Source organism: Goodfellowiella coeruleoviolacea (assembly GCF_024171785.1).
Classification (GTDB): Bacteria; Actinomycetota; Actinomycetes; order Mycobacteriales; family Pseudonocardiaceae; genus Goodfellowiella; species Goodfellowiella coeruleoviolacea.
The window spans coordinates 33,502-59,715 of the sequence record NZ_JAMTCK010000023.1 but is presented as its reverse complement, the minus strand read 5'-3'; the positions used below and the strand labels follow the sequence as shown (position 1 = coordinate 59,715).

General features: G+C 73.6%; 22 protein-coding genes and 1 pseudogene. 13 read left to right on the top strand and 10 right to left on the bottom strand.

Annotated features, from left to right (window positions below; all coding sequences use genetic code 11):
- The first annotated feature begins 171 nt into the window (after positions 1–171).
- Complete coding sequence (locus LX83_RS35060; protein ID WP_253779719.1) at positions 172–1,824, top strand: SMI1/KNR4 family protein; 1,653 nt, start codon at positions 172–174, stop codon at positions 1,822–1,824.
- A 36-nt stretch (positions 1,825–1,860) separates the two neighbouring features.
- The gene (locus LX83_RS35055; protein WP_253779716.1) at positions 1,861–3,480 is read left to right on the top strand and encodes an SMI1/KNR4 family protein; all 1,620 of its coding nucleotides are present in this window, start codon (positions 1,861–1,863) and stop codon (positions 3,478–3,480) included.
- Positions 3,481–3,521: 41 nt separating this feature from the next.
- Here LX83_RS35055 and manB read toward each other — a convergent pair whose 3' ends face one another.
- Positions 3,522–4,637: a mannose-1-phosphate guanylyltransferase gene (gene manB, locus LX83_RS35050; protein WP_253779714.1), complete on the bottom strand. Its 1,116-nt coding sequence runs from the start codon at positions 4,635–4,637 to the stop codon at positions 3,522–3,524.
- Between the two features lie 168 nt (positions 4,638–4,805).
- Here manB and LX83_RS38840 point away from each other — a divergent pair, with 168 nt between their 5' ends.
- Positions 4,806–5,462, top strand: coding sequence for a hypothetical protein (locus tag LX83_RS38840; RefSeq protein WP_407649737.1), 657 nt, complete (start codon positions 4,806–4,808; stop codon positions 5,460–5,462).
- A 7-nt stretch (positions 5,463–5,469) separates the two neighbouring features.
- Here LX83_RS38840 and LX83_RS35040 read toward each other — a convergent pair whose 3' ends face one another.
- Entirely contained in the window at positions 5,470–6,333 is an 864-nt protein-coding gene (locus tag LX83_RS35040) for a glycosyltransferase family 2 protein (protein WP_253779712.1), read from the bottom strand.
- 172 nt (positions 6,334–6,505) lie between these two features.
- On the opposite strand from LX83_RS35040, the gene LX83_RS35035 reads away from it, so the two are divergent.
- The 4 genes and pseudogenes from LX83_RS35035 (at position 6,506) to LX83_RS35020 (ending at position 9,748) form a co-directional block, all read left to right on the top strand.
- A complete protein-coding gene (locus LX83_RS35035) occupies positions 6,506–6,913 on the top strand; it encodes a GntR family transcriptional regulator (RefSeq protein WP_253779709.1) in 408 nt (135 codons plus the stop codon).
- 6 nt (positions 6,914–6,919) lie between these two features.
- A pseudogene (locus tag LX83_RS38835) lies at positions 6,920–7,405 on the top strand (ATP-binding cassette domain-containing protein); the annotation flags it as partial.
- Positions 7,406–7,806: 401 nt separating this feature from the next.
- Positions 7,807–8,775 carry an ABC transporter permease gene (locus tag LX83_RS35025; RefSeq protein WP_253779697.1) on the top strand — a complete coding sequence of 323 codons (969 nt, stop codon included), beginning with the start codon at positions 7,807–7,809 and terminating at the stop codon, positions 8,773–8,775.
- A gap of 34 nt (positions 8,776–8,809) precedes the next feature.
- Entirely contained in the window at positions 8,810–9,748 is a 939-nt protein-coding gene (locus tag LX83_RS35020; protein WP_253779695.1) for an ABC transporter permease, read from the top strand.
- A gap of 18 nt (positions 9,749–9,766) precedes the next feature.
- On the opposite strand, the gene LX83_RS35015 is transcribed toward LX83_RS35020, so the two are convergent.
- A complete protein-coding gene (locus LX83_RS35015; RefSeq protein WP_253779785.1) occupies positions 9,767–10,903 on the bottom strand; it encodes a glycosyltransferase family 4 protein in 1,137 nt (378 codons plus the stop codon).
- 79 nt (positions 10,904–10,982) lie between these two features.
- Positions 10,983–12,140 (bottom strand): glycosyltransferase family 4 protein, encoded by a 1,158-nt coding sequence (locus LX83_RS35010; RefSeq protein ID WP_253779693.1) that lies wholly within the window; start codon positions 12,138–12,140, stop codon positions 10,983–10,985.
- Positions 12,141–12,301: 161 nt separating this feature from the next.
- On the opposite strand from LX83_RS35010, the gene LX83_RS35005 reads away from it, so the two are divergent.
- Complete coding sequence (locus tag LX83_RS35005) at positions 12,302–13,333, top strand: glycosyltransferase family 2 protein (RefSeq protein ID WP_308204116.1); 1,032 nt, start codon at positions 12,302–12,304, stop codon at positions 13,331–13,333.
- Between the two features lie 4 nt (positions 13,334–13,337).
- Positions 13,338–14,612 carry a hypothetical protein gene (locus LX83_RS35000; protein WP_253779689.1) on the top strand — a complete coding sequence of 425 codons (1,275 nt, stop codon included), beginning with the start codon at positions 13,338–13,340 and terminating at the stop codon, positions 14,610–14,612.
- Positions 14,613–14,630: 18 nt separating this feature from the next.
- Here LX83_RS35000 and sigJ read toward each other — a convergent pair whose 3' ends face one another.
- Positions 14,631–15,695 carry an RNA polymerase sigma factor SigJ gene (gene sigJ / locus LX83_RS34995; RefSeq protein WP_253779688.1) on the bottom strand — a complete coding sequence of 355 codons (1,065 nt, stop codon included), beginning with the start codon at positions 15,693–15,695 and terminating at the stop codon, positions 14,631–14,633.
- Positions 15,692–16,852, bottom strand: coding sequence for an NAD(P)/FAD-dependent oxidoreductase (locus tag LX83_RS34990; protein WP_253779686.1), 1,161 nt, complete (start codon positions 16,850–16,852; stop codon positions 15,692–15,694). Before LX83_RS34990 ends, sigJ begins: the two co-directional genes overlap by 4 nt.
- Positions 16,853–17,027: 175 nt before the next feature.
- Between LX83_RS34990 and LX83_RS34985 the strand changes: the two genes are divergently transcribed.
- Together LX83_RS34985 and LX83_RS34980 are read left to right on the top strand one after the other, a co-directional pair.
- The gene (locus tag LX83_RS34985; RefSeq protein WP_253779684.1) at positions 17,028–17,819 is read left to right on the top strand and encodes a MerR family transcriptional regulator; all 792 of its coding nucleotides are present in this window, start codon (positions 17,028–17,030) and stop codon (positions 17,817–17,819) included.
- Complete coding sequence (locus LX83_RS34980; protein WP_253779683.1) at positions 17,816–18,193, top strand: hypothetical protein; 378 nt, start codon at positions 17,816–17,818, stop codon at positions 18,191–18,193. The genes LX83_RS34985 and LX83_RS34980 overlap by 4 nt, the downstream gene beginning before the upstream one ends.
- Before the next feature lie 419 nt (positions 18,194–18,612).
- On the opposite strand, the gene LX83_RS34975 is transcribed toward LX83_RS34980, so the two are convergent.
- The 3 genes from LX83_RS34975 to LX83_RS34965 form a co-directional block, all read right to left on the bottom strand.
- Entirely contained in the window at positions 18,613–19,950 is a 1,338-nt protein-coding gene (locus LX83_RS34975) for a hypothetical protein (RefSeq protein WP_253779681.1), read from the bottom strand.
- Positions 19,950–20,249, bottom strand: coding sequence for a type VII secretion target (locus tag LX83_RS34970; protein ID WP_253779679.1), 300 nt, complete (start codon positions 20,247–20,249; stop codon positions 19,950–19,952). The genes LX83_RS34975 and LX83_RS34970 overlap by 1 nt, the downstream gene beginning before the upstream one ends.
- Positions 20,250–20,346: 97 nt before the next feature.
- Entirely contained in the window at positions 20,347–20,862 is a 516-nt protein-coding gene (locus LX83_RS34965; RefSeq protein ID WP_253779676.1) for a YbaB/EbfC family nucleoid-associated protein, read from the bottom strand.
- A gap of 243 nt (positions 20,863–21,105) precedes the next feature.
- On the opposite strand from LX83_RS34965, the gene LX83_RS34960 reads away from it, so the two are divergent.
- Both LX83_RS34960 and LX83_RS34955 read left to right on the top strand, forming a co-directional pair.
- The gene (locus tag LX83_RS34960) at positions 21,106–23,631 is read left to right on the top strand and encodes a glycosyltransferase (protein ID WP_253779673.1); all 2,526 of its coding nucleotides are present in this window, start codon (positions 21,106–21,108) and stop codon (positions 23,629–23,631) included.
- Entirely contained in the window at positions 23,624–24,709 is a 1,086-nt protein-coding gene (locus tag LX83_RS34955) for a glycosyltransferase family 4 protein (RefSeq protein ID WP_253779671.1), read from the top strand. Before LX83_RS34960 ends, LX83_RS34955 begins: the two co-directional genes overlap by 8 nt.
- Before the next feature lie 565 nt (positions 24,710–25,274).
- Here the strand turns inward: LX83_RS34955 and rfbD are convergent.
- Entirely contained in the window at positions 25,275–26,198 is a 924-nt protein-coding gene (gene rfbD, locus LX83_RS34950) for a dTDP-4-dehydrorhamnose reductase (protein ID WP_253779669.1), read from the bottom strand.
- Between the last annotated feature and the right edge of the window lie 16 nt (positions 26,199–26,214).

The window sequence follows — 26,214 nt, the reverse complement described above, 5'->3', positions numbered from 1 at the left end:
CGGCGCCGACCCCGCAGCGCCACCGACCCCCGAACACAGCACTTCCGCACGTCAAGCACGGTACGCGGGGACCGGTGCCGGCCCAACGGCCACCCAACTGTCAGTGCTGGCTGTTACAACACCAGCACCTGACGCACCCGCCACCCGCCCCCGCACGAGATGGACTCCGCCATGCCGAACAGCCAGCACACCGAGATCGCCGCGACCGTCCAGCGGATGGCGGACGGGTTGGCCGCGAAGGCACCGAAGGACTGGCGGCGGGCCGTGGTGCGGGCGTTCGCCACCGAGTACGGGCAGGAGTTCCACCGCGTCTGGTACGCGCTGGCCAACGGCCGCGACCGGCTGGTGGACACGGCCGCCGCGCCCTGGACGGAACTGAGCGAACTCGCCGACCGGGTCCGCACCAGCACACCCGTCGCCATCGAGCTGGTGGTGCACGCCTCGGGTGAGTTCGAGGCGCTGATCGCCGCGGGGCTGAGCCGGCGGGTCGGCGAGGGCCGGCGGGTCGGCGAGGCGACCAGCGTCCAGTGCGTGCTGACCCCCGGGGTGCTGCCCGAGCGGCGCGGTGACGAGCAGCCCGGGCCGACCAACCCCACCCAGGCCGGCGACCCGGCCGAGGCGGTCCAGCTGTTCCACGAGTACCTGCGGTTGCGCGCGGAGATCCTGGGGCGGGCCGACGACCTGCCCGCGCCACTGGCCCCGGAGGTGCGCCAACGCCTGGAACAGGACCTCGGCGTGGCCCTGCCCGAGGACCTGCGCGCGCTGTACGCGCTGGCCAACGGCGACGACAACCTCGGCCTGCTGGTCGGGCACCCGTGGAGCGCGCTGCAGGACGTCGTCGGCATCCACACCAACGACCGCTGGTGGGTCACGGACGACGACGGCGACCGGGTCTTCGCCGCGACCGGTCTCCAGCCGGATTCCGTGGTCTGCGACGCCGACCCGCCGCACCGGGTCCGGCGGTCCCTGGATCGGCCGGGCTGGGTGCCGTTCGCCATCAGCACCGGCGGTGACTTCCTGGCGGTGGACATGGACCCGACGCGGGACGGCCGGCCCGGGCAGGTCATCCGGATCGGCCTGCACCACGACGACGGCCCGTCCTACCTGGCCGACTCGGTGACCACACTGCTGCGCTGGCACGTCGAGGCGCTGCGGCGCGGCGACTACGAGCACTACGAGGACGGCGACAACCAGTACCTCGAAGTCACCTCCGCCGACCTGGCGCGCTGGGCGGATTCGCGGCGCGACCGCCAGTACCACCAGGTGCGGCTGACCGGCCCGGACGCGTCCCTGGCCCGGCTCGACCCGGTGACCCAGGTGCTGACCGTCACCGACGGCGGTGCCGTCGACCTCGACCCGGTCCGGCGGGCACCGAACCTGTGGCAGGTCCGGCTGGTCGACTGCGCGTCCACCGACCTGACCCCGCTGCGCGAGCTGCCGGTCGAGGTGCTCGACCTGGGCGTGCGCACCGTCGACCTGGCCCCGCTGGCCGGGCACCCGACCCTGCGCGTCCTGGTGCTGCGCGGCGCCAGCGGGGTCGACCTGGCCCCGCTGCGCGGCCTGCCGAGCCTGTTCGGCCTGGACCTGTCCGGCGCGGACGTGCACGACATCGCGGCCGTGGCCGACCTACCAGGCCTGCGGCAGCTGACCCTGCGCCCGGACCAGTGGCGGGAGCTGTCGGCCCGCACCGACCGGCTGCCCGCGCTCGCCGCCGCCGACCTGACCGGCGACCCGAGCCCCCAGGAGATCGTGGCCTGGCTGACCCGCCTGGGCGCGGCCGACCGGGTCCAGCACCACGTCGGCCGGCTCACCCCACGCGACTGAACGCCCCACCCCACCCAGAACGGAGAGAAACCCCGCATGACCAACGCACTCGACGACGACATCGCCGAGGAGCTGGCGGTGCTGGCCGCGGACCTGGCCGCGGCGGCCCCGGCCGGGTGGCAACGGGCCACGCTGCGCGGCTTCACCACTCCGACGGCGCAGTCCGGCCACCACGGCATGTGGTACACGCTCGACAACGGCGAGCGGTCGGACGCCGACGCGGACATCAGCGAGAACCTGCTCACCATCGCGGAACTGGACAACGCCGAGGACGAGCGGCTGACCGTGGACCTGACCGTGCACGCGGACGGTTCCCGGTACGAGGCCGTGGTCAGCCGGGTGCTGCACCGGAGCAGTCGCGACCCGGACACCTTCCTGTACGTGCCTCGGCCCGAGGACCTCGCGGACACCCAGGGCCCGGTCGACCCGACGCCCGCCGGTGATCCCGAACAAGCCGTGCGCCTGTTCCAGGAGCTGCGCCGCCGCCGGGCGGAGATCCGCGGCCACGACGAGGAGATGCCCCCGCCGCTACCCGTTGACCAGCGCGAACAACTGGAGGAGCGGATCGGCGTCGCCCTGCCCGCAGACCTGCGCGCCCTGTACGCGCTGGCCGACGGCGACGCCGACGAGGCCGGTTTCCTCGGCCTGCGGGTGTGGATGGGCCTGGAGAGCGTGGCCACGGTGCACGCCGAGCACTGGTGGGTGCCGGACTCCGGGGACCTGGACGGCCACGAGGCGCCCGAGGAGTCCGACCACGAGGCGAACCTCTACCACACCCACCGCCCGGAGCTGGTGCGCCAGGTCGTGGACCACCCGCGCTGGGTGCCGTTCGCCCACACCACCGGTGGCGACTTCTACGCCGTGGACATGGCCCCGCCGCCCAACGGCCGGGTCGGGCAGGTCATCTCCATCGGGCTGCACCAGGACCAGCCCAGCTACGTGGCCGACTCGGTCACCTCGCTGCTGCGCCTGCACATCGAGGCGCTGGACCGGGGCGACTACGAGCACGAGGGCGGCGAGCTGCGGATCAACCTGGCCGAGCCCGACCCCACCGAGCAGGCCCAGGCCGAGGCGCGCACCTGGGACGTTCCCGGCGACGGGCCGTCACTGGACGACATGGGACCGGCCGTGCAGCGGCTGACCGTGGCCACCGCCGACGAGATCGCCCTCGACGCGCTCCGCGCCGCTCCTGAGCTGCGCCAGATCCGGCTGTCCGGTCGCACCGCCGACCTGACAGCGGTCCGGGACACCCCGATTGAGGTGCTGGAACTCGACCTGGACGCGGTTGACCTGGCCCCGCTGGCCGGCCACCCGACACTGCGGCTGCTGACCATCACCACCGGCGACGCGGTGGACCTCGGGCCGCTGCGCACGGTCGCCCACCTGTCCGGGCTGGACCTGTCGCACGCCACCGTCCACGACATCGAGACCGTCGCCGAGCTGAACGGGCTGCGCTTCCTGTGCCTGCGCCACCAGCAGTGGCAGGACCTCTGGGCGCGCACCGACCGGCGTCCCGCACTGGTCGCGGCCGGTCTCGCCGGTGACCCGGCACCGGACACGCTCGTCGAGTGGGCCGCCCAGGTCGGCGACGGGCCGCTCACCGGGCTGCACCACCACTGCGGGGAGTACGACTCCGACATGTCCGACGTGGACTGAGCGCGGCCGGGTGCCGACCCGGCGTGAAAGCACTCGGGTGGTCAGACGTCGGTGGAGAAGCGGATGCCGCCCTGGGGCAGGGTCACGCCGGGCCACACCCGGACCCCGTCCAGCAGCTCGCAGCCGGCGCCGATGACCGCGCCGTCGCCGATCACCGCGTCGCGCACCACCGCGCCGGGCTCGACGCGCGCGCCCGCGCCCACCACGGTCCGCTCGACCACGGCGTTCTCGCCGATGACCGCGCCGTCGAAGAGCACCGCGCTGTGCACCCGGGCGCCCGCGCCGACCACGCAGTCCGCGCCCACGGTGGTGCCGCCGGTGAGCAGCGCCCGCTCGTGCGGACGGGCACCGGCCAGCACGATCGCGTCGCCGGGGTCGCCGGGCAGCGCGGCCGACGGGGCCACCCCGCGCACCAGGTCGGCCGAGCCCTGCACGAACGCGCCGGGCGTGCCCAGGTCCAGCCAGTACGAGGAGTCCACGTGCGCCTGCAACCGGGCGCCGGCCGCGAGCAGCCCGGGGAAGGTCTCCCGCTCCACCGACACCGGCCGGCCGGCCGGGATGCGGTCGATCACCGACCGGCGGAACACGTAGCAGCCGGCGTTGATCTGGTCGGTCGGCGGGTTCTCGGTCTTCTCCAGGAACGCGGTCACCCGGCCGTCGGCGTCGGTGGGCACGCAGCCGAACCGGCGCGGGTCGGGCACCTTGACCAGGTGCAGGGTCACGTCCGCGGCGCTGTCCCGGTGGGTCTCCAGCACCGCGCGCAGGTCCACACCGGACAGGATGTCGCCGTTGAACACCATCACGTCGTCGGCGCGCAGCAGGTGGGCGACGTTGCGGATGGCGCCGGCGGTGTCCAGCGGCTGGTCCTCGACCACGTACTCCAGGTCCAGGCCGAGCCGGGCGCCGTCACCGAAGTACTCCTCGAACACCTCGGCCTTGTAGGAGGTGCCGAGCACGACGTGGGTGATGCCGGCCGCCCTGATCCGGGACAGCAGGTGCGTGAGGAATGGCACGCCCGCCGTGGGCAGCATAGGCTTGGGCGCGGACAGCGTGAGTGGCCGCAACCGGGTGCCCTTGCCCCCGACCAGCACGACGGCCTCGACGCCGCGCAATGGCTCGATGTCGCCCCCCGGCGGCGGCAGATCATGTGCCGACATGCCGTTTCCCCTCCTCGGCTTACGGTGTCCCCTTCTAGGGAATACTCTGACAGAAGCGCGGGGCACAGGACCCGCACGGGTGAGATTGGTGCCGGCGACCGCCGGTGCCGCCAGGAGAAACGCCGGCCGTGCCAGCCGGCTTCAGGCAACGCAGGAGAGGTCATCAGGATGGACCCCCGCGACCGGGCCGACGCACTGCTCGCCCGAGCCCGCGCGCGCAACCGCAGCGTGGTCACCCCCGACAACGCGACCTCGCCGATGGACGTGGCCAACACCGTGCAGATCCCCCGCACCGTGGTGGAGGCCGTTGACCCGCGCGCGGTCGACCCGGACTCGACCATGGTGCTCTCCTCGGCCACCGCCCGCGGCCAGGCACCCATGCCGCCGGCACCGGGCGGGCAGTACCCGGCGCAGCAGCAGGGCGCGGCTTTAGCCGGGAACCAGCAGCAGGGCGGCCAGCGCCAGGGCGCCCCCCAACAGGGCGGTGCTCCGCAGAATCACCCGATGGGTGGCCAGCAGGCGCCCGGCAACCCGCAGCGCGGCCAGCACCAGGGCGGGCAACAGCAGGGCGGTCAACAGCAGGGCGGCCAGCAGCACCGGCCGGCGCAGCCCGGCCAGCCGGGTGAGCAGCGGCACCCCCAGGAGCCCCCGGCGCACCAGCCGGAGCCGGAGACCAAGCTCGGCCCCGGCTCGGTGCCGACCTACCAGCAGCAGCCGCCCAGCAACCGGCCGACCCTGGCCCAGCGGCTCAACGGCGAGGCGCCCACCCAGTCGACCGTGACGCAGCGGCTCAGCGGGGACGTCAAGGCGCCACCCGGCCAGTGAGCACCCGCTAGCGCCTGCTGCTGAGCTTGAGCCGCACGCTCAGCCCGGCCCTGACCGCGGCCAGCACCGGAATCCACTGTGGACCGCGGTGCCGGTCGGCCAGGTAGTGGTAGGCGCTGCGGTGGTGTTCGGCGAGCATCCGCTGGGACGCCTGGGCGGTGGAGTGGCCACCGATGTGCATGACCTCGGCGTCGGGCACGTACACGTTGAGCCAGCCGGCCCGGCCCAGCCGGTCGCCGAGGTCCACGTCCTCGAAGTACATGAAGTAGCTGGAGTCGAAGCCGTCCACCGAGTCGAACGCGGTGCGGCGCAGCAGCAGGCAGGACCCGGACAGCCAGCCGACCGCGCGCTCGCTGGTGGCCACGTCCTCCTGGCGGTAGGCCCGGGTCCACGGGTTGGCCGGCCACACCTTGCCCAGTGCCGCGTGGCCGATGCCCCGGCCCAGTGACGGCAGCAGCCGCGCCGACGGGTAGACCTCGCCGCTGGGCTCCCGGATCAGCGGCCCGAACGCGCCCCCGCGCGGCCAGCGCTCGGCCGCGGCCAGCAGCGCGTCCAGCGAGCCGGCGCCCCACTCCAGGTCGGGGTTGGCGATCACCACCCAGCCCACCTCGTCGGGCAGTTCGGCCACCCCCCGGTTGGCGCCGCCGCCGTAGCCGAGGTTGCCGCCGGTGGGCACCAGGGTGACGTTGTCGTGCTTGGCGGCGGCCCGCTCGGGCGCGCCGTCGGTCGAGCCGTTGTCCGCGAGCACCACCCGCACCGGCCGGGTGGTGGCCCGGTCCAGGGTGTCGAGGAAGCGGTCGAGCGTGTCACCGGGCGAGTAGGTGACGGTGACCACGGCCAAGTCGTCGCCGTACCGTGTTGGTTCGCTCACGGCTGGACATTGTGCCCGAGTCAACCACCGGCCCGGTCCCGGCAGGGTGCGGCCAGCACCACCCCGCTGACCTGCGCGTGTATCCGGTCCCACGCGGTTGACCAGGTGATTTGGCAAACCCCGGCCAGATCATCATCATGGTTCCACTAATTGATTAGTGAAAGGGTGTTGGGTGATCGAGTTCCGGATCGACCGGCGTTCCGGTGTGGCCACCTACCTGCAACTGGTGCAGCAGACCAAGCAGGCGCTGCGGCTGGGTCTGCTCCAGCCCGGTGACCGGCTGCCCACGGCCAAGGAGGTGGTGGCGGCCACCGCGATCAACCCCAACACCGTGCTCAAGGCGTATCGCGAGCTGGAGCGGGAGGGACTGGTCGAGCCCCGGCCGGGGCTGGGCACGTTCGTGCGCCGGTCCCTGGCCAGTGCCGGCACGGCCGAGGACAGCCCGCTGCGCGGCGAGCTGGACGCCTGGATGAGCCGCGCACAGACCGCCGGCCTGGACCGCGAGGACGTGGAAGCGCTGTTCAAGGCCGTTCTGGACACCCGGTACCGCCTCGGTACCGGGGATCACACCGAGGGGTGAAGCTGGTTGAGCACGACCATCGCGCTGGCCGCGGCCGAGCTGGGCAAGCGCTACAAACGGGGCTGGGCGCTGCGCGGGTGCGGCTTCGAGCTGCCCGCCGGGCGGGTGGCCGCCCTGGTCGGCCCGAACGGGGCCGGCAAGAGCACGCTGATGGCGTTGGCCACCGGCCTGCTCACGCCCACCACCGGCACCATCCGGATCTTCGGTGACCAGCCGGTGCGCTCCGGCACCCACCCGAAGCTGGGCTTCCTCGCCCAGGACAAGCCGCTGTTCCGCCGGTTCACCGTGGCCGAGACACTGCACGCCGGCCGCGCGCTCAACCCCACCTGGGACCAGGCCTACGCCGAGCGCCTGATCGCCGAGGCCGGGGTGCCCACGCAGGCGCGGATCAACACGCTGTCCGGGGGCCAGCGCACCCGGGTGGCGCTGGCCGTGGCACTGGGCCGGCGTCCCGAACTGCTGATGCTGGACGAGCCACTGGCCGACCTGGACCCGGTGGCCCGCGACGAGGTCATGCAGACCCTGATGGCCGAGGTCGCCGAGACCGGCATGACCGTGCTGCTGTCCTCGCACGTGCTGGCCGAACTGGACGGCGTCTGCGACCACCTGCTGGTGCTGGCCGGCGGCGGGGTGCGGCTGTCCGGCGACGTGGACGACCTGCTGGCCGAGCACCAGCTGCTGATCGGCCCGAGCGAGGACAGCGCCGGCCTGTTCCCGACCGGGTCCGTGGTGGAGTCCCGCAGCACCGGCCGGCAGGCCACCGTGCTGGTGCGCGGCGCCGCACCGGTTGACCGGCCGGGTTGGGTGGCGCACGAACCGACCCTGGAGGAACTGGTCAAGGCCTATCTGCGGTCGGCAGGCAAGGCGAAGGCCGTTGCCGAGGCGGTGAGCGCGTGAGCTGGGTGGCCTGGCGACAGCAGCGCCTGTTACTGCTGAGCGTGCTCGGCGTGGTGGTGGTCGCCGCCGGGGTGATGACGTACTTCCGGCTCGACGCGAACGCCTACCTCGCCACCAACTGCGGTGGGCAGGCCGACTGCTCCGGCCCGGCGATGGACGGATTCAGGGACCGCTACAGCGGCTACACGATGTTCCTCCGGCTGGCCATGCTGGCGCTGCCGGCGTTGGTCGGCATGTTCGCCGGTGGCCCGCTGTTCGCCCGCGACTTCGAGCAGCGCACCCACGTGCTCAGCCTCACCCAGTCGGTCGGCCGCACCCGCTGGTGGGCGACGAAACTCCTGGTCGGCGGCGTACCCGTGGTGGTCATGATGCTGGCGCTCGGCCTGGTCGCGATCTGGGCGGCGGAGCCGATGAACGTCATCCAGGGTGTCCGGCTGCGGACCCCCAGCTTTGAGACACAGGGCCTGGTGATCGGCGCCTACACCCTGTTCGGCCTGACCGTCGGCGCCAGCGCCGGCCTGCTGTTCCGCAGCACCCTGGCCGCCATGGCGCTCAGCGTCGTGCTGTACGTGGTGGCGCTGGTGGCCGTCGGCGCGCAACGGGAGCACTACCTGCCGCCGGAGACCGTCACCACCGCGGTGATCCCCCAGGGCACCACGCCGTACGGACCGGGCAGCAGCGGTCGTGCGTCTTCCGACGAGAACATCCCCGAGGACTCCTGGCGGCTGGCCGAGAACTACTTCGACCAGCACGGCAACCAGGTCACCATGCCCATGCGGTGCCTGTTCGGCGAGGTCGTGGCGGCCGACTGCCCACAGCTCACCGGGCCGATCACCGAGGTCACCAGCTACCACCCAGGCATCCGCTTCTGGGCGTTCCAGTCGATCGAGAGCGGCATCTTCGCGGTGCTCGGCGCGGTCGTGCTCGCGCTCGGCTGGTGGCGGCTGCGCCGCCGGGTGCTCTGATCCACTCATCGGACATCGAGGGAAGTGAACCGGGTTGATCTGGGTCGCCTGGCGGCAACACCGCACCCCACTGCTCACCACCGGCGGCCTGCTCGCCGCCATCGCCGCGGTGATGACCTACCACCGCTTCGACATGCTCGACTACCTGAGCCGCTGCGCGGTGACGGAGCAGCCCTGCGCGGGTTTCCACGATCGGTACGGGGGCTACCTCCAGCTCATCCGCCTGGTGCTGCTCGCGCTGCCGGCGCTGGTGGGCATGTTCATCGGCGGCCCGCTGTTCGCCCGCGACCTCGAACAGGACACCCACATCCTCAGCCTCACCCAGTCGGTCGGCCGCACCCGCTGGTGGGCGACGAAACTGCTGGTCGGCGGCGTACCCGTGGTGGCCATGATGCTGGCGCTCGGCCTGGTCGCGGCCTGGGCGTTGGCCCCCGTGAGCGAGCTGGCCGGCTTCGCCCGGATGCAACACATGGTCTTCGAGATCCAGGGACTGGTGCTAGGGCCCTACACCTTGCTCGGCCTGGCCGTCGGTGCCACCGCCGGTCTGCTGTCCCGGCGCACCCTGCCAGCCATGGTGGCCGCGGTGGTGGCGTACGTGGTGGTGCTGGCGGGCGTCGGCGTTGGCGTGCGCCCGCACTACGCCGAGCCCGTGCAGGCCGTCACCGGTGTGGTGGAACAGGGCAGCGATCGAATCCACCACGTGGAGACCGACGTGGACCGGGCCCAGGTCCTGATGGTGGCCAACAGCTACCGCGACCAGGACGGCAACCCGGTCGCGTTCTCCTGGGGATGTCTGTCCGCCGGGGCTGCCGCGGACTGCCCGCAGCGCACCGGGCCGATCACCGAGGTCACCAGCTACCAACCGGCCAGCCGGTTCTGGGCGTTCCAGTCGATCGAGAGCGGCATCTTCGCGGCGCTCGGCGCGGTCGTGCTCGCGCTCGGCTGGTGGCGGCTGCGCCGCAGGGTGTGGTGAGCCGCCGGGGTACCGCGATCAGTTGCCCCGGCGGTGCAGCACCCAGGCGCGGGCGTAGGCCTCGCGGTGGCCGGTGGCGCTGACCGCCCAGGAGAACTCCTTGGCGCGCCGCTGCGCGGCCGTGGCCAGGGCGGCGCGCCGCGCCGGGTCGCCCAGCAGGTCGAGCAGGGCGGCGGCGATGTCACCGGCGCCGACCCCGCAGTAGGCGACGGCGTCGCCGCCGACCTCGGGCAGGCTGAGCCGCCGGGTGGTGAGCACGCACGCGCCGCAGGCCATGGCCTCCAGCACGGGCAGGCCGAACCCCTCCCCCAGGCTCGGGTAGGCCACCACCACGGCGCCGCCGAGGAACCCGGCGAGCTGCTCGAACGGCAGGTAGCCGGCGCGGATCACCCGGATGTGGTGCGGCACCGCGTCCAGCGCGCGCTCCACCTGGCTGTCCCAGCCGGGCTGGCCGGCCAGCACCAGCGCCGGCCGCTCCCCGCTCAGCTGCTGACAGGCCTGGGCGAAGCCGCGGATCAGCGCGGGCACGTTCTTCCTCGGCTCCAACGCGCCCAGGAACGCCACGTACGGGGTGTGCGGTGCCAGGCCGAGCGCCTCGCGGACGGCGTTGACCTCCTCGGGCGCCGACGGGTGGAACCGCTCGGTGTCCACGCCGTGCTGCACCACGTGCAGCGTCCTGCGGTCGGCGCCGGCCACCCGGACCAGCTCGTCGGCCGTGGCCTGGCTGGGCACCACGCACAGCTCGGCCCGGCGCAGCGACACCCGCGTCCAGGTGCGGAAGAACCGGGCCTTGACCGAGGAGTGCAGCACCGCGTCGGTGAAGAAGGTGGCGTCGTGCAGGGTGACCACGGACGCGGCCGGGTTGGCCAGCGGGCTGGTGTAGTGCGGGGAGTGCACCACGTCCACGGCCAGCCGCCGGGCCAGCCGGGGCAGGGTGGCCTGTTCCCAGGTCAGCCGGGCGGTCCTGGTGGCCACCGTCTCCGCGGCCGGCACCACGCGCGAGTGCGGCGCCAGCCGGGTGTAGAGGGCGGCGTCGCGGGGCTGGCAGACCACGCTGATCCGCGCCCCGTCCGCGTCCAGGGCGGCGACCAGGGCGTCCACATACCGTCCTACCCCGCCGCGGTCGGCGGGAACGGCGGTGGCGTCAATCAGCACACGGGGATCGGCGTGGAACACGCAGAGCAGGGTACGACCGCCGGGAACGAGGTCGGGCCCAAACCAGGGAACGTACGCGTTACCGTAACTCGGCGCGCGCCGATCGGTGCAGATCGACATGCAGTCGCCACAGCGCCTCGGCCGCGCGGGTCCAGGTGAAACCAGCGGCGCGCCGGCGTGCCGCGGTGATCGACTCGGCCAGCCGCCGGCCGGCCGCCCCGTGGTCGCCGCGCGCGTCCACCACCTCGCGCAACGCCCTGGCCAGGGCGATCGGCTCGCGGGTGGGCACCAGCGTGCCGGTGCCGCCGGCCACCTCGACCAGCGCGGGCGCGTCGGAGTGCACCACGGGCACACCGGCGGCCATGGCTTCCAGCACGGGCAGCCCGAACCCCTCGGAGCGGCTGGGCGCGGCCAGCACGGTGGCGCGGTGCAGCACCACGGCCAGTTCGGTGTCGCTGACCCGGCCCAGCACGCGCAGCCGGTCGCGGGCCAGCCCGGCCTGGTCGGCCAGTTCGGCCAGGTCGAGCCCGCCCCACCCGGCCGGCCCGGCCACCACCAGCGGCAGGTTCGGCGCCTGCGCCTGCGCCATGGCCGTGACCAGCAGGTCCAGTCCCTTGCGCGGCTCGACCGTGCCCACGGCCAGCACGTAGTGCTCGGGCAGGCGCAGCCGCTCGGTGATCACCGTCGCGGTGACCGGGTCGGGTGGGCTGGCCAGCGCGGCGGGCACGCCGTGGCCGATCACCGTGACCGGGGCTGGGCCGGGCGCGTGCTGGTCGAGTTCGGCGGCGACCACCGCGGTGGGCACCACGATGGCGTTGGCGCGCGCCCTGGCCCTGGCGATCACCTTGCGGTGCCAGTTGGCGCCACGCGGGGTGAGCGTGTCCGGGTGCGTCCACGGCACGGTGTCGTGCACGGTGACCACCAGGCTGCGCCCGCGCTTGGCCACGGGCGGGGCCAGCGGTGTTGGCGCGTGCACGGCGTCGCCGCCCGGCCACAGCGGCACGCCGCGCTCCCACGCGGCGATCAGCGCGCTGCGCGGCAGCGGCAGCACCCGGGGGCCGGCCACCCCGGGGATGACCGCCGCACTGGGGTCGCCGTGCCTGCTCACCACCCCGGTCACGGTCCAGCCCTCGGGCGCGGTCGCGGCGAGCGCGGCAGCCAGTTCCCTGGTGTACCGGCCGGTGCCGCCGGGGACGGGGGCGAGCAACTGCTCGGTCAGCACGACGAGCTCAGGCACGGTTCAAGCGTGCCATGCCGGCGCGTGCGGCCCGTCCCGGCGTCGGCCCGGGGCGGTGGTCCCCTGGCGATGGTCTCCGTGGGCCCGGCCGGGTTGTCGCGTTGGCTCGGCTGGCCCGGTGTCGGCGCGGCCGGTTCGGGGCGTGGCGTACCGTCAGCGCCGTGTCAGGCACCGCCGACTCATCCGATTCCGCCGTTGCGTCCGGTTCTCCGTCCGGTTCCCGATCCGGTTCTCGGTCCGGTTCGCCCCGCAGCACCGTCGTCGTGGTCACCTGGCGTGGCCGGGACCACATCACCGCCTGCCTGGACGCCGTGGCCGCCCAGGACCGTCCGCATCGGACAGTGGTGGTGGACAACGCCTCCGACGACGGCACAGCCGAGTTGCTGGCGCGCCACCCCAGTGCGCCCGAGGTGGTCCGGTTGCCGCGCAACGCCGGGTACGCCGGCGGGTTGGCCGCGGTGCTGCCCAGGATGAGCACACCGCTGGTGGCCTGGCTCAACGACGACGCCGCGCCCGAGCCGGGCTGGCTGGCCGCGCTGGAGGACGCGCTGGCCGCGCGCACCGACGCGGCCGCCGCCACCTCCTGGCTGCTGCGCCCGGACGGCACGCCCCAGTCGGTGGGGGTGCGGCTGACCGCCGACGGCCACGGCGCCGACCTGACCGAACTGGCCGACGGCGCGGACGGGGTGTTCGGCTTCTGCGGTGGCGCCGCGCTGCTGCGCACCGACGTGCTGGCCGCGGTGGGCGGGGTGCCCGCCGAGTTCTTCTGCTACTACGAGGACACCGACACGGCGTGGCGGCTGCGGCTGGCCGGCTGGCAGGTGGTGACCGTGCCCTCGGCGCGGGTCCGCCACCAGCACGGGGCCAGCAGCAACCCGGGCTCGCCGCTGTTCCACCGGTGGAACGAGCGCAACCGGCTGGTGATGCTGCTGCGCTGCGCGCCGGCCGGGGTGGCGCTGCGCGAACTCGCCCGGTTCGCGGTGATCACCGCGTTGCTGCCGGTGCGTCGGTTGCGGTCGGGGGCCACCGCGGGCGCGGTGCCCCGGGCGGCGAACTTCCAGGTGGGCCTGCGGCTTCGGGTGCTCGGCGAGGTGGCCGGTCGGCTACCGGCCGCGTTGGCCCAGCGCGGCCGGATCAGCGCCGCCGGCCAGCGCGCGCGGACCGCGGTGTGGCGCGAGTGGGCGGGCAGGTGAGGACATGACCGGAGCAGCGGATCACCGCGCGCAGCGCGGGGAGAGCCAGAACAACGCGGATCACCTGGCGCAGCCAGGTGAGAGCCCCAACAACACAGATCACCTGGCGCAGCCAGGTGAGAGCCAGAACAACGCAGCTTCCTCGGCACGGCCGGACGGGAGCGGGAGCGGGGGTGGTGGTGGTGACGGGGTCGCCGACTACCAGTCCGCGCTGTGGGTGGGCGTGACCTGTGCCCTGCTCGGCCTGGTCTGTGTGCTGCCGCTGCTGGGCTGGCGGGTGGCCGGGGTGATCCTGGCCGGGCTGGGCCTGGTGTTCGGCTGGTCCGCGGTGGCTGCCCGCCGCCGGTCACCGGGTGCGGCCCCGGCTCGGCGGGGTGGCGCGGTGCTGGCGGTGCTCGGGTTGGCCCTGCTGGTCACCGGCATCGCCTACCTGGCCGGGCCGAACCGGCAGATCCTGGTCGGTGTGGTGTTGGCGCTGGTCGGGTTGGCCACGGTGGGCAACGGTCGGTCACTGGCCCGCCCGCTGCCGGCGGCCGGCGAGCCCGGCCCCGAACCGGCTGTCGTGCCGGGAGGGGTGGCCGGCCCCGAGGTGACGGGCGCCGGGCCGGGGAATCCCGCGCTGACCGCCACCGGTGGTGGTCCGGACGGGCCCGCCGGGGGCGGCTGGGCCGACCGGGGCGGGTTCGGCCCTGGTCGCCGTCGGCCCAGGCGGGCGACGCGCCGGTCGAGCCTGCGCAGCCTGGGCATCGGCGTGGTGCTGTTGCTGTTGTCGCTGGTGGTCGAACTGCTGCCGCCGCGGTGGGGCAGCTTCGACTCGGTCGCCGCCCTGGTGGTGGCGCTGATCGGCGCGATCGCCATCGGCACCGGTGTCGGCGAGTTGGCCAGGGCCTTCTGGCTGGGCGCCGCCACCTTCCTGGCCGCCGCCATGCTGGCGATCTTCGGCACCCAGGCCGCGCAGGCCGTGGTGTTGCGCGCGGTCGGCCAGCCCGTGGCGTGCACGCTGACCGGCACGGAAGAGGCGGTGCGCGGCTACACCGAGATCTACCGATTGGACTGCGCCGGGAACAGCGAGACCGTGTACGGCGGCGAACACGCTCCCGGCGACTACACGGTGCTGCGTGACGCGCGTGGCCTGTTCGCGCCGATCTTCGTGGCCGAGGCCGAGGCCCGCGCCCGGCTGGAGGCCCCGGTGGCCGCCGTGTCCGGTGCGATCACCGCCGTGCTGCTCGCCACCGCCGTCGTCCTCGCCCGCCGACGGCACAACCGCGCCACCGGTTAGCGCGGCACCCCGGTCCACCTAGTCGACTCCGTCCACTTCGTCCACTCCGTCCACTCCGTTCACTTCGGACCCGGTCGCGCGGGCGGCGGGCCGGTGGTCGGGTCCGATGTGGAGGGTGGTGCGGCTGGCCACGGCGTGCAGCTTGTCCGGGTTGGCCACGTTGTGGATGGTGACGATCCGGCCGGCGTCGTCCAGGTCGAGGGTGAGCGTGGCGATCACCCGGCCGGCCGTGCTGGGTTGGATTGCTCGGTTCCGCGCTCGGTCCGCTCCTCGCTCGCTGTGCTCGCCGCGCTGCTCCCTGGCTGTCATCTCGTAGCAGACAATGCCGGCGCCACCGTTGAGTTCAATGACCTCGACGCCCATGTCCCCGGGCTCGATGCCCTGGTAGGACCGGGTGCCGATGGCGGCGAACCAGGCGGCCACCCGCTCGGCGCCGACCACCGGGTGCATGGCCTGGCGCACCTTGCCACCGCCGTCCGTCCACAGTGTCACGTCCGGGGCGAGCAGTTGCATCAGCGTGTTGATGTCACCGCCACCGGCTGCGGCGAAGAACCGCTCGGTGACCTGGCGCTGTCTGGCCCGGTCGGCGTGGAAGCGGGGCCGCCTGGCCTGCACGTTGCGGCGCGCGCGGGCCGCGGCCTGGCGCACGGTGTCCTCGGAGCGCTCCACCGCGTCGGCGATCTCGGCGTAGCTGAACCCGAACGCCTCCTTGAGCACGAAGACCGCGCGTTCCAGCGGGCTCAGCGCTTCGAGCACCACCAGCAGGGCCACCGACACCGACTCGGCTGCGGTCGCGTCGTCGGCGGTGTCGGTGCTGGTGAGGATCGGTTCGGGCAGCCACGGCCCGACGTAGGTCTCGCGCCGGGCCTGGGCCGAGCGCAACCGGTCCATGGCCACGTTCGACACGATCCGCACCAGGTACGCCTTGGGGTCGGTGACCTGGGACCGGTCGGCCGCGGACCACTTCACCCAGGCGTCCTGCACGGCGTCCTCGGCGTCGGCCGCGCTGCCGAGGATCCGGTAGGCCACGGAGAAGAGCAGGTTGCGGTACTCGTCGAACACCTGGTCAGTGTGCCTGGTCATCGCGTGTACCGGCCGCCACGCCGCCAGGCGAACGAGCCCGACGCGGGGAGCTTGAGCATCCGGGCGAACGACGGCCACGGCGCCGCGCTCACCTCTTCCTTGTACCGGACGGCCAGGCGACCGGTCAGGCACAACTGCTTCGGGCTGTTGTCGGGTCGGGTGAACTGCACCACCGCGTCGTTGCGGCCCAGGCTCACCGGGGTGTGCAGGTAGCCGAACCGGAACCGGGTGGGCTGCTTGCCGCGCAGCTCCCGCACGATCGACACGGCAGCGTGCACGCCGGTCGGCATGCCGCCCTGGCAGGTGCCGTGCATGACGCCGTAGCCCTGCCGGATCGCGGCGGCGTCGCCGATGGCGTAGACGTTCGGGTGCGACACCGAGCGCAGCGCCGCGTCGGTGACGACGCGTCCGCGCTCGTCGACGGCCAGCCCCGCCGCTGCTGCCAGCGGTGACACCCGCACCCCGCTGGCCCAGAGCACCACGTCGGCCGGCACGCTGTCGCCGCCGGCCAGATCCACCGAGTCCGGCAGCACCTTGGTGATCTCGACACCGCCGCGCACCCGCACGCCGAGCCGGTCCAGTGTGGACCGCAGGTGCGCGGTGGCCCTGGGCGTCAGGTTCTCGCCCGGTTCCTCCCGGCCGAGCAGCACGACGGTGAGGCCGGGGTACTGCTCGGCGATCTCGGCAGCGGCCTCCACCCCGGTCAGCCCGCTGCCGCACACCGCGACGGCGCCACCGTCCAGTTCGGACAGCCGCCGCGCCAGCAGTTCGGCGTCGTGCGCGCTGTCCAGGGCGTAGGCGTGGGTGTCGGCGCCGGGGACGGCGGCCGTGTCCGCCACCGAGCCCAGCGCGTAGACCAGGGTGTCGTACTCCAGCACCCGTTCGTCGTCCACGCGGACGGTGCGGGCGTCCGCGTCGATGCCGGTGACCCACCCGCACACCAGCTCCACCCCGGTGCCGGCCAGCAGGTCGGGGATGCGCAGCTCAGCCAGATCCTGTCCGGCCGCGACCTGGTGCAGCCGCAGCCGCTCGGTGAACCGCTCGGTCGCGTTGACCAGCGTGATCCGCACGTCCTCGTGCCGCTTGGTGCGCGCGGCCAGGCTCACCGCCGCCGTCATGCCCGCGTACCCCGCACCGAGAACCACGATCCTGTGCATTGCCCTGTCCCTTCTCGCGTTCACTGACGAGCACAAGACGGGACCGGCCCAGCCCGGCGTGAAGTGCGGTGACACAGGTCACAGGCGGGCGGTTTCCCGGCCTGGTGACCCGCGCGGATCAGCACCGGTTTCCACACTGGACTCTCCCACCGTGGGAGCGTTCATGCTTGGCCGCGTGACCGAAGCACTGATGCCCATCGGCCGGTTCGGCCGGCTGTGTCGACTGAGCGTCAAGCAACTGCGGCACTACGACGACCTCGGGTTGCTGCGACCGGCGTGGGTGGACCCGCACACCGGGTACCGGTACTACCGGGCGGACCAGACGCGCGACGCGCTGTCCATCGGGCTGCTGCGGTCGCTGGACGTGCCGTTGCCCGCGATCGGCAGGGTGTTGGCGGGCGTGGACGTGGCCGCGGTGCTCGGCGAGGTGCGCGACCGTATGGAGGCCGAACTGGCCCGGCGCCGCCGCGCGCTGTCCACACTGGACCGGGTGCTCACCTCGGGGCTGCCCACCGCCGAGGTGCGGCTGGTGCGGGAGGAGCCGCGGCGGGTGGCGGTCAGCCGGGACGCCGGCGCCACCACCGACATCAGCACGCTGACCTCGGGCTGCGTGTCCCGGCTGGTCGCCGCGCTGACCGCGGCCGGCCAGCCGCCCACCGGCCCGCTGGTCGGCCTGTTCCCGCTGGATCTCGGCGAGCAGGTGGCCGTGACCGTGGCCGCGCCGGCCGCCGAGGACGTGCCCGGCCTGCCCGGTGACGTCCTGGCCGGTGGCGTGTTCGCCACGGCCACCCACGTCGGCCCCTACGACCAGAGCGCGTTGACCACGCACGCCCTGCTCGCCTGGCTCGGCGAGCACGGGCACACGCCGGTCGGGGAACTGCGCGAGGTCTACGTCTCCGATCCCCGGCAGAGCGCCCCCGACGAGTTGGTGACCCAGGTGATGATCAGAATCGAGGAAGCGGAGTGAACGATCGGTACTCGGCGGCGGACAGCCCGGAACTCGTGGCGTTCGGCACGGTGCGCGGCCTCGGCGTGACCGGGATCGGCGCGCCGGGCGAGGACGAGCACCGCGGCGCCATCCAGGCGCTGTACGCGGTGGGCGGCCCGCTGCTGCGCGGCGCGCTGCCCCCGCTGGAGGGCCGCTGGTGGGTGGAGGACGACCAGCCGCCGCTGACCGTGCCGCGCGAGCGGTGGCGCTGGCACCTGTTCCTCCAGTTGCCCGAGGCGATCGAGTCGGCCCAGGTGGACCAGGTCCGGGCGGCGGTCGGCCTGCGCGGCGCGGCCCGGGTGCAGGTGGTCGACGCCATCCGGCTGTCCGTCCGGCCACCCGAGGCACCCTGATTCAGCGCGGGCTCGCGGGCTGCCGACCGAGCGCCGAGCCGGCCACGGAGGAGCCGGTAGCACAACAGGGCGTCCCCGGTCCGATGTTCACCCGATCAGGTCGCGGGTTGTCCACAGGTGCCGGGGTTGTCCACAACCGCAGCCAGCACCCCTGGCCACGGGGCAGATCGCGGATAGGCTGTCCAGGGGCCGCCCCCCGGTGGAGGGTGGGGGCTGGGATTCGGGCGCGATCAGCTGCTTCGCCGGGCCCCGGCTTGATCAGCTGCTTCCCCAGGCGTTCTACGCGTGGCTGGGCCGCCTGGGTCGGGGCTGGCTGGTGGGCGTGGTTCGGCGGTGGTCGCGTCGGCGCGGGCCACGGCCTGCGGCGCCGGTGCTGACTCCGCCGGCCGTGGCCCGCTGCCACGGTGTGGTGTTCGGCGTCAGAGCGTGCCGGACTGGCTCCACCAGTTGCTGGGCCGGCCGCTGTGCTCCTTGTCCCACTGGTCCTTCTGGTCGCTCAGCTTGCCGACCCGCTCCTTCTGCGCGTCCTGGGCCTGCTGCGACCCGCCGTCCGGCACCTCGCTGGACAGGTCGTCGTACTTGTTGTACTCCCGCGCCAGGTCGGCGGCGGTCTTGCCGCCCACGCCCCCCAGCTCCGGGTGCGAGAAGTTCGCGCCGGGGTTGCGCCCGGTGATGCCGTAGCCCGGGGAGATGTTGTTGTCCGCCCAGTCGGCCGCGCGGTTGAGCGGGCCGGGCAGGTTGGCGTTGCGCCAGGTCTCCCAGCCCCGGTCCATGTTGTCCACGGTGTTGCCGGCGTTGTTCCACCCGGTGCGGAACTCGTTGCCAGCCTGCCGCAGCTTGGTGCCGGCCTCGCTGAGCTTGTCCGCCCTGGCGTTGGCGAAGTTCTCCAGGTTGGTGGTGGCGTTGCGCATGTTCTGCGCGCCCCGGTCCAGCGCGTTGGGCAGGCTCGGCCCGGCCGTGCGCGGGGTGGGTGTGCCGCCGGTCATCCGCTTGAGCAGGTCGCCGATGTCGTTGGCCAGCCCCTTGACCCGGTGGCCCAGCCGGGACAGCGCCTCCAGCAGCTTGGCGATCTTGGCGGTGCACTTGCTGAGCACCATGGCGCCCCGGCCGACCGCCCACGCGGTGAACGCGGCGACCGACCCGCCCAGGGTGAACCACGACGAGGCCAGCGCGATGAGGGCGTTGCGGATCACCTCACCGACGAACGTGGCGATGAGGTCCCGGATCAGGCCCCGGACCACGCCCGTCCAGGTGCCCGCGTGCGCGATGGACTCGGCCACCCCGATGCAGGCCATGCTCGCGCCCTTGAGCTGCTCGGCGCGGAAGGTCATCTTCTCGTGGAAGGCGGCCGAGGCCGCGGACACGTCCTTGGGCCAGTTCTGCACCTGGGAGCTGAGCGCCTCGGTCTGCGCGGTGGAGATCTGGTTGAGCTTGTCGGCGCAGTCGTTGAACGTGGCCACGGCGGCCTTGATGTCGTCCGGGTTGCCGGCGAGCAGGTCGAACGGCTCCCGCAGGAACGACACGTGCTCGATCAGCCAGCCGACCGCGGACGAGGCCAGCGTGCCCAGCGGGTCGACGACCGTGCCCAGGATGTCGATGCCGGTGGCCGCGACGTTCATGCCGACTTCGAGCGCGTCGCTGGGGTCGTCGAAGTTCTTGATCGAGTCCACGGTCTGCGCGATCGTGTCGGCCGGGCCGGCGCCCGCGTAGGCGTCGGCCCCCTCCATGCTGCGCAGCACGCCGTTGTCGTCGCCCATCAGGCCTTGCCTCCCAGTCCGCTCGCGTTGCCGTCGTCGGTGTCGGCGTAGGTGTCGGCGGTGGCGTTGGTGTTGTCGCCGTCGTCGGCGAGGGTTTCGGACAGCGCCTTGAGCCCGGCGGCCGCCTCGCCCGCGGCCTGTTTGGCGCTGCCCACGAAGATCTGGCCGATCACCCCGAAGGTGTCGACCCCCAGACTCACCCCGTCGGCGGCGGTGGCCACCTCACCGACCTGGCCACCCCGGTCCTTGAGCCCGGACGCGAAGGTCCGCAGCTCGTCGGGAACTACGTCGAACCCCACAGTTCACCTCTTCTTGTGCTCCCCCAGCGTGCTGCATGTGCTGCCGGCCCGCGGGCGCGGGCCACCCCCCTGTCGGGCCCGTCGGCCCCGGGCCCGGTCAGTGCAGGACCGAGCCGAAGCCCTCGTCGTCGTCATCGCCTGGCCGGGGGGCGGGTCGGCGCGCGGTGTTGGACTGCCACCCCGGCTGGCCCGCCTGCCCGGGCCGCCCCGGCTGACCCGGCTGTCCTGGCTGGCCGAACTGACCCGGTTGACCCGGTTGACCCGGCTGGCCAGCCGGTCCGGGCTGACCCGGCTGCTGCTCGTCCGGGCTGGGCATGAAGCTGCGCAGGAAGTCCATGGCCTCGGTGCCGCCGAGCTGGGGCTCGATGGCGGTGGCGATCTTGTTCGCCACCTGCTGCTGGGCGGTCCGCAGCGTGCTCATCACCACCTGGCCCAGGGCCACGTGGGACAGACCGGTGGCCCTCGGCGAGAACGCGATGTTCTGCACGGCGCCGTTGGGCGCGACCGTGACGGTGACCGCCCCGTCCTGGGACGTGACCGTGGCGCTGGCCTGTGCGATCTCCTCCTGCATCTGCTGCGAGCGACGCATCAGGTCGTCGGCTTGCTCCTGCAAATGACGCACGATGGCGTCGGGGTTCAGTCCGTCATGACGGCCTGGCTGCATGTCTTCGCCTCCGTGTCGTTCGTCCGGTCAGACGTCACAATGGGTAGCTCAGGTTCCCTCCGAAAGGGTCAACCTGGGAGGATTGTGCTGCCGTACCCGCTTCGGACGGTTACCTGCCCCCGTCGGCGTGGTCGCACGACACGCATCGGGCAGGCTTAGGCACGCAAACGAACCGGGCGAGAGGAGGCCGCAGTGCCGGAGGGTGCGGCGTTGCCAAGGGTGTCGGTCATCGTGGTGAACTACCGCGGTGCCGACGACACCGTGACCTGCCTGCGGGCCATCCGCGAACAACTGGCCTACCCAGCGGAGAAACTGCAGGTCATCTGCGTGGACAACGCCTCGGGTGACGGCAGCGCCGAGCGGATCAGGCAGGCCGTCGACCAGGTCGAGGTGATCGAGTCCGACACCAACCTGGGCTTCGCCGGCGGCTGCAACCTGGGGGTGCGCCACGCCACCGGCGAGGTGCTGGCCTTCCTCAACAACGACGCCCGCCCGCACCGGGACTGGGTGTCGGCCGCCGTGCGGGTGCTGCGCGCCGAGCCCACGGTCGCGGCCGTGGCCAGCAAGGTGCTCGACTGGGACGGCCGGGTGGTCGACTTCGTCGACGGCGGGCTGACCTGGTTCGGCATGGGCTACAAGCGGCACGCGGGCAGCGTGGACGACGGCAGCCACGACACCCCGCGCGACGTGCTGTTCGGCACCGGCTCGGCGCTGTTCGTGCGGGCCGAGGTCTACCGCGAGGTGGGCGGCTTCGACGACCGCTTCTTCATGTTCTACGAGGACGTGGACCTGGGCTGGCGGCTGAACCTGCGCGGCTGGCGGGTGCGCTACGAGCCGACCTCGCTGACCTACCACCGCCACCACGCGTCCATGGCCAAGGTGGACGGCGCGGACAACAGCCGCGAGCTGTACCTGTTGGAGCGCAACGCCCTGGCCGCGCTCTACAAGAACCTCTCCGACGACAACCTGGGCCGGGTGCTGCCGGCCGCCCTGGCCCTGGCCGTGCGCCGGGCCACCGCGCGCGGCGACATCGACCCCACCCAGCTGGAGATCACCCGCCGGCCGGCCGACCCGGCCGGCGACACCGGTGACGTGACCATCGCCCGCACCGCGCTGGCCGGGTTCCTGGCCATCGACCAGTTCGTGGAGCTGCTGCCCGAGCTGACCGCGGCGCGCGCGGTCGAGCAGGCGGCCCGCCGGCGCACCGACGCCGACCTGGTGCCGTTGATGCGCAAGGCGCTGGAGCCGGCCTATCCGCTGCCCCGCTACCTGGCCGCGCACGACATCCTGGTGGACGCGTTCGGCCTGGACGGCACGTTCGGCCGGCCCCGCCGCGTGCTGGTGATCACCGGTGACGCGATCTCGCCGCGGATGGCCGGTCCGGCGATCCGCGCCTGGAACATGGCGGACGTGCTGTCCGGTGAGCACGAGGTGCGGCTGGTCACGGTGAACCCGCGCTGCGACCCGCCCGAGGCCGGCTTCGCCGTGGCCCAGGCCAGGCCGAGGGAGCTGCCCGCGCACGTGGACTGGGCCGACGTGGTGGTGTTGCAGGGCCACGTGCTGGAGATGGTGCCGTCGCTGAAGAGCACCAGCTCCACCAAGATCGTGGTGTGCGACGTGTACGACCCCATGCACCTGGAGCTGTTGGAGCAGGGCAAGGACGACACCGACGAGCAGCGTGAACTGGACCTGGCCGGGGTCACCCGGGTGCTCAACACCCAGCTGCGCCGGGGCGACTTCTTCCTGTGCGCGTCCGAGCGGCAGCGCCACTTCTGGCTGGGGCACCTGGCGTCGCTCGGCCGGCTCACCCCGTCGGTGTACGACGCGGACCCGACCGTGCGGTCGCTGCTCAGCGTGGTCCCGTTCGGCCTGCCCGGCAAGCCGCCGCAGCGCACCGGGCCGGGCCTGCGCGCCACCCTGCCGGGCGTGGGCGAGCACGACCGGGTGGTGCTCTGGGCGGGTGGCGTGTACAGCTGGTTCGATCCGCTGACCCTGATCCGCGCGGTGGACCGGCTCCGCGTCGACCACGACGACCTGCGCCTGGTGTTCCTCGGCATGCGCCACCCCAACCCGGAAGTGCCGGACATGGACATCGCCGGCCAGACCCGGTCGCTGGCGCAGCGGCTCGACCTGGTCGACCGGCACGTGTTCTTCAACGAGACCTGGGTGCCCTACACCGAGCGGCAGAACTGGCTGCTGGACGCGGACTGCGGGGTGACAACGCACTTCGAGCACGTGGAGACCACGTTCGCGTTCCGCACCCGGGTGCTCGACTACCTGTGGGCCGGGCTGCCCATCGTCACCACCGACGGTGACTCGTTCGCCGACCTGGTGCGCCGCGAGGAACTGGGCGTGGTGGTGCCGCCGGAGGACCCGGACGCGCTGGCCGCCGCCCTGGGCCGGGTTCTCTACGACACGGCGTTCGCCGCGGCCTGCCGGGACCGCATCGCCGTGGTGCGCGAGCGGTTCACCTGGGAGACGGTGCTCAGCCCGCTGGTCGAGTTCTGCCGCGACCCCCGGCCGGCGGCGGACCGGTTGCCGGGTTCCGCGCCGCTGGTGCGCAACGCGCCGCTGTCCACGGCCGGCCTGGTGCGCCGCGACCTCGGGCTGATCAAGGAGTACCTGGACGCGGGCGGCCCCACCGAGCTGGCCAGACGGGCGGCTGGGCGGCTGCGCCGGGTGGCCGGGGAGAAGCTGCGCCGGGGCTCCCGTGGCTAGCCGGCGACTGCGGGTGCTGCTGGACGGCACCCCGCTGCTGGGACACCGCACCGGCATCGGCCGCTACACCGCGGCGCTGGCCGAGGAACTGGCGTCCACCCCCGAGGTGGACGTGCGCGCGGTGGCGTTCACCATCCGCGGCTGGCGGGAACTGCGGTCTGTGCTGCCGCACGAGGTGCGCGCCCGGGGCCTGCCCGCGTCGGCCCGGCTGCTGCGCCGCTGCTGGCTGCGCGCGGCGTTCCCACCGGTGGAGTTCCTGGCCGGGCTGGCCGATGTGGTGCACGCCACCAACTTCGTGCTGCCGCCGGCACTCCGGGCCGGTGGCGTGGTGACCGTGCACGACCTGGCCTTCTTGGACGCCCCGGACGAGTTGCCCGCGCAGGAGCGGGAACTGCCCGCGCTGGTGCGCCGCTCGGCCAAGCGGGCCGCGGTGGTGTGCACACCCACCAGGGCCGTGGCCGACGTGGTGGTCGACCGGCTCGGCGTGCCCGAGGACCGGGTGGTGGTGACCCCGCTCGGCGTCGACCCGGCGTGGTTCGCGGCGCGCCCGCCCGCCGAGCCGCTGCGCCGCCGGCTGGGCCTGCCCCACGAGTACCTGCTGTACGTGGGGGACAACGGCCCGCGCAAGGGCCTGCCGAACCTGCTGCGCGCGCACGCGGCAGCGCCGGAGCTGCCGCCGCTGGTGCTGGTCGGCCCGGGCCAGCCCAGCCGGGACGAGCGGGTGCTGCGCACCGGCTACCTGTCCGATGTGGACCTGCGCAGCGTGGTGGCCGGGGCCGCCGCGCTGGTGCTGCCGTCCCGCGACGAGGGGTTCGGCCTGCCCGTGCTGGAGGCGCTGGCCTGCCACGTGACCGTGGTGTGCTCGGACGTGCCCGCGCTGCGCGAGGTGGCCGGCGGCCACGCCATCCACGTTCCGGTCGGGGACGTGGACGCGTTGTCCGCCGCGCTGGTGCGGGGCGTGGAGACCGAGCCGTCCTTCCAGGACAAGGCCGCGCGCCGCTCGCACGCCGCCGAGTTCACCTGGCTGCGCTGCGCCGAGACCACCATCGCCGCCTACCGCCGCGCCGCCGCCCGGTGACGGGGACCGGTGACCGCCGCCCGGGGACCGGTGACCGCCGCCCGGGGACCGGTGACCGCCGCGCGGGGGACCGGGACCGGGGGATCGAGACCGGAGACGGGTGACGCGCTGATCAGGGCCAGGAGACTCGGTGAGCCGGCGCAGCCCGTGCGCCGGTCGGTGGCGGTCAGGAGACGGGCTTTGATCACCGCGAGCAGAACGGCGGATGCCGGGAACCGCGGCGTGGCGCCCCCGCCAGGAACACGTCCACCCAACTCACCCGGGGTCCAGCCGGGGCAAACTCCACATTGACCGCCCCAGGCGCACCCCCGCCCTCCCAGGGGGGCGTCCCCTGGACCAGCCTACCCACCACCCCCGGCGAAGCCCAGCACACCGATCAGGCCTGTGGACAACTCACCACGCTGTGGATAACTCCTGGCTCAGCCGGCTCAGGATTACGACATTCGGGTGCAGACCCGTACCGGGTCACCGGGTCGTCACCCGCGTTGCCCCCGCCGAGGCGCCGGCACCGCCCGCCGCGGCCGGGCCCGTCGCGCACCGGTGGCTGTTCACCAGCTGAACACGGTCACCCCGCGGCGCCCCGCAGCACGTCACCGTGGCTGGTGAACGCGGCGGCCAGGGCCTGCCGCCACGGCCGCAGCGGGGTCAGGCCGGCCGCCTGCCAGGCCGCCGGCGAGAGCACCGAGTAGGCCGGACGCGGCGCCGGCCGGGGGAAGTCCTCGGTGGCGCACGGCCGCACCCGCCCGGGGTCGGCACCGAGTTCCTCGAACACCGCGCGGGCGAACCCGCACCAGGTGGTCTGGCCGCCGCCGGTGCAGTGCAGCACCCGCCGCGCCGGGCCGCGCCCGGAGGCGATGAGCCCGGTCAGCTCCAGCAGGCCGGCGGCCAGGTCCGCCGACCACGTCGGCGATCCACATTGGTCGTCCACAACGGACAGTTGGTCGCGCTCCCGTTCCAGGCGCGCCATGGTCTTCACGAAGTTGCCGCCCCGCGCGCCGTACACCCACGCGGTGCGCACCACCCAGGACGCCGCCGTGCCAGCCAGCACCGCCTGTTCACCGGCGAGCTTGCTGCGCCCGTACACGGTGTCCGGGCCGGTCGGATCGGTGGGCTCGTAGGGCCGCTCCGCCGTGCCGGGGAAGACGTAGTCGGTGGACACGTGCAGCAGCGGCACGCCCTCGGCCGCGCAGGCGCGGGCCAGCAGCGCCGGCCCCTCGGCGTTGACCGCGAACGCCGCGTCCACATCGGACTCGGCCGCGTCCACCGCGGTGTAGGCGGCCGCGTTGATCACCACCGGTCGCAGTTGCTCGTCCCGGGCGGCGGCCGCCAACGCGGCGACCGCGTCGGCCACCGCCTGCGCGTCGGTGATGTCGAGTTCCGCCGAGCCGGGCGCGTGCACCAGGTCCGCGCCACCGGCCGCCGCGGCCAGGTCGCTGCCCAACTGCCCGCGTCCGCCGGGCACGAGCAGCGCCAGTCCAGCCGTGTCCACCACGTCTCCCCGGTCT

Bases quoted from the DNA above. Each gene is read 5' to 3' on its own strand.
- LX83_RS35060 (WP_253779719.1), top strand. From the start codon at position 172: ATGCCGAACAGCCAGCACACCGAGATCGCCGCGACCGTCCAGCGGATG.
- LX83_RS35055 (WP_253779716.1), top strand. From the start codon at position 1,861: ATGACCAACGCACTCGACGACGACATCGCCGAGGAGCTGGCGGTGCTG.
- manB (WP_253779714.1), bottom strand. From the start codon at position 4,637: ATGTCGGCACATGATCTGCCGCCGCCGGGGGGCGACATCGAGCCATTG.
- LX83_RS38840 (WP_407649737.1), top strand. From the start codon at position 4,806: ATGGACCCCCGCGACCGGGCCGACGCACTGCTCGCCCGAGCCCGCGCG.
- LX83_RS35000 (WP_253779689.1), top strand. From the start codon at position 13,338: ATGACCGGAGCAGCGGATCACCGCGCGCAGCGCGGGGAGAGCCAGAAC.
- sigJ (WP_253779688.1), bottom strand. From the start codon at position 15,695: ATGACCAGGCACACTGACCAGGTGTTCGACGAGTACCGCAACCTGCTC.
- LX83_RS34990 (WP_253779686.1), bottom strand. From the start codon at position 16,852: ATGCACAGGATCGTGGTTCTCGGTGCGGGGTACGCGGGCATGACGGCG.
- LX83_RS34975 (WP_253779681.1), bottom strand. From the start codon at position 19,950: ATGGGCGACGACAACGGCGTGCTGCGCAGCATGGAGGGGGCCGACGCC.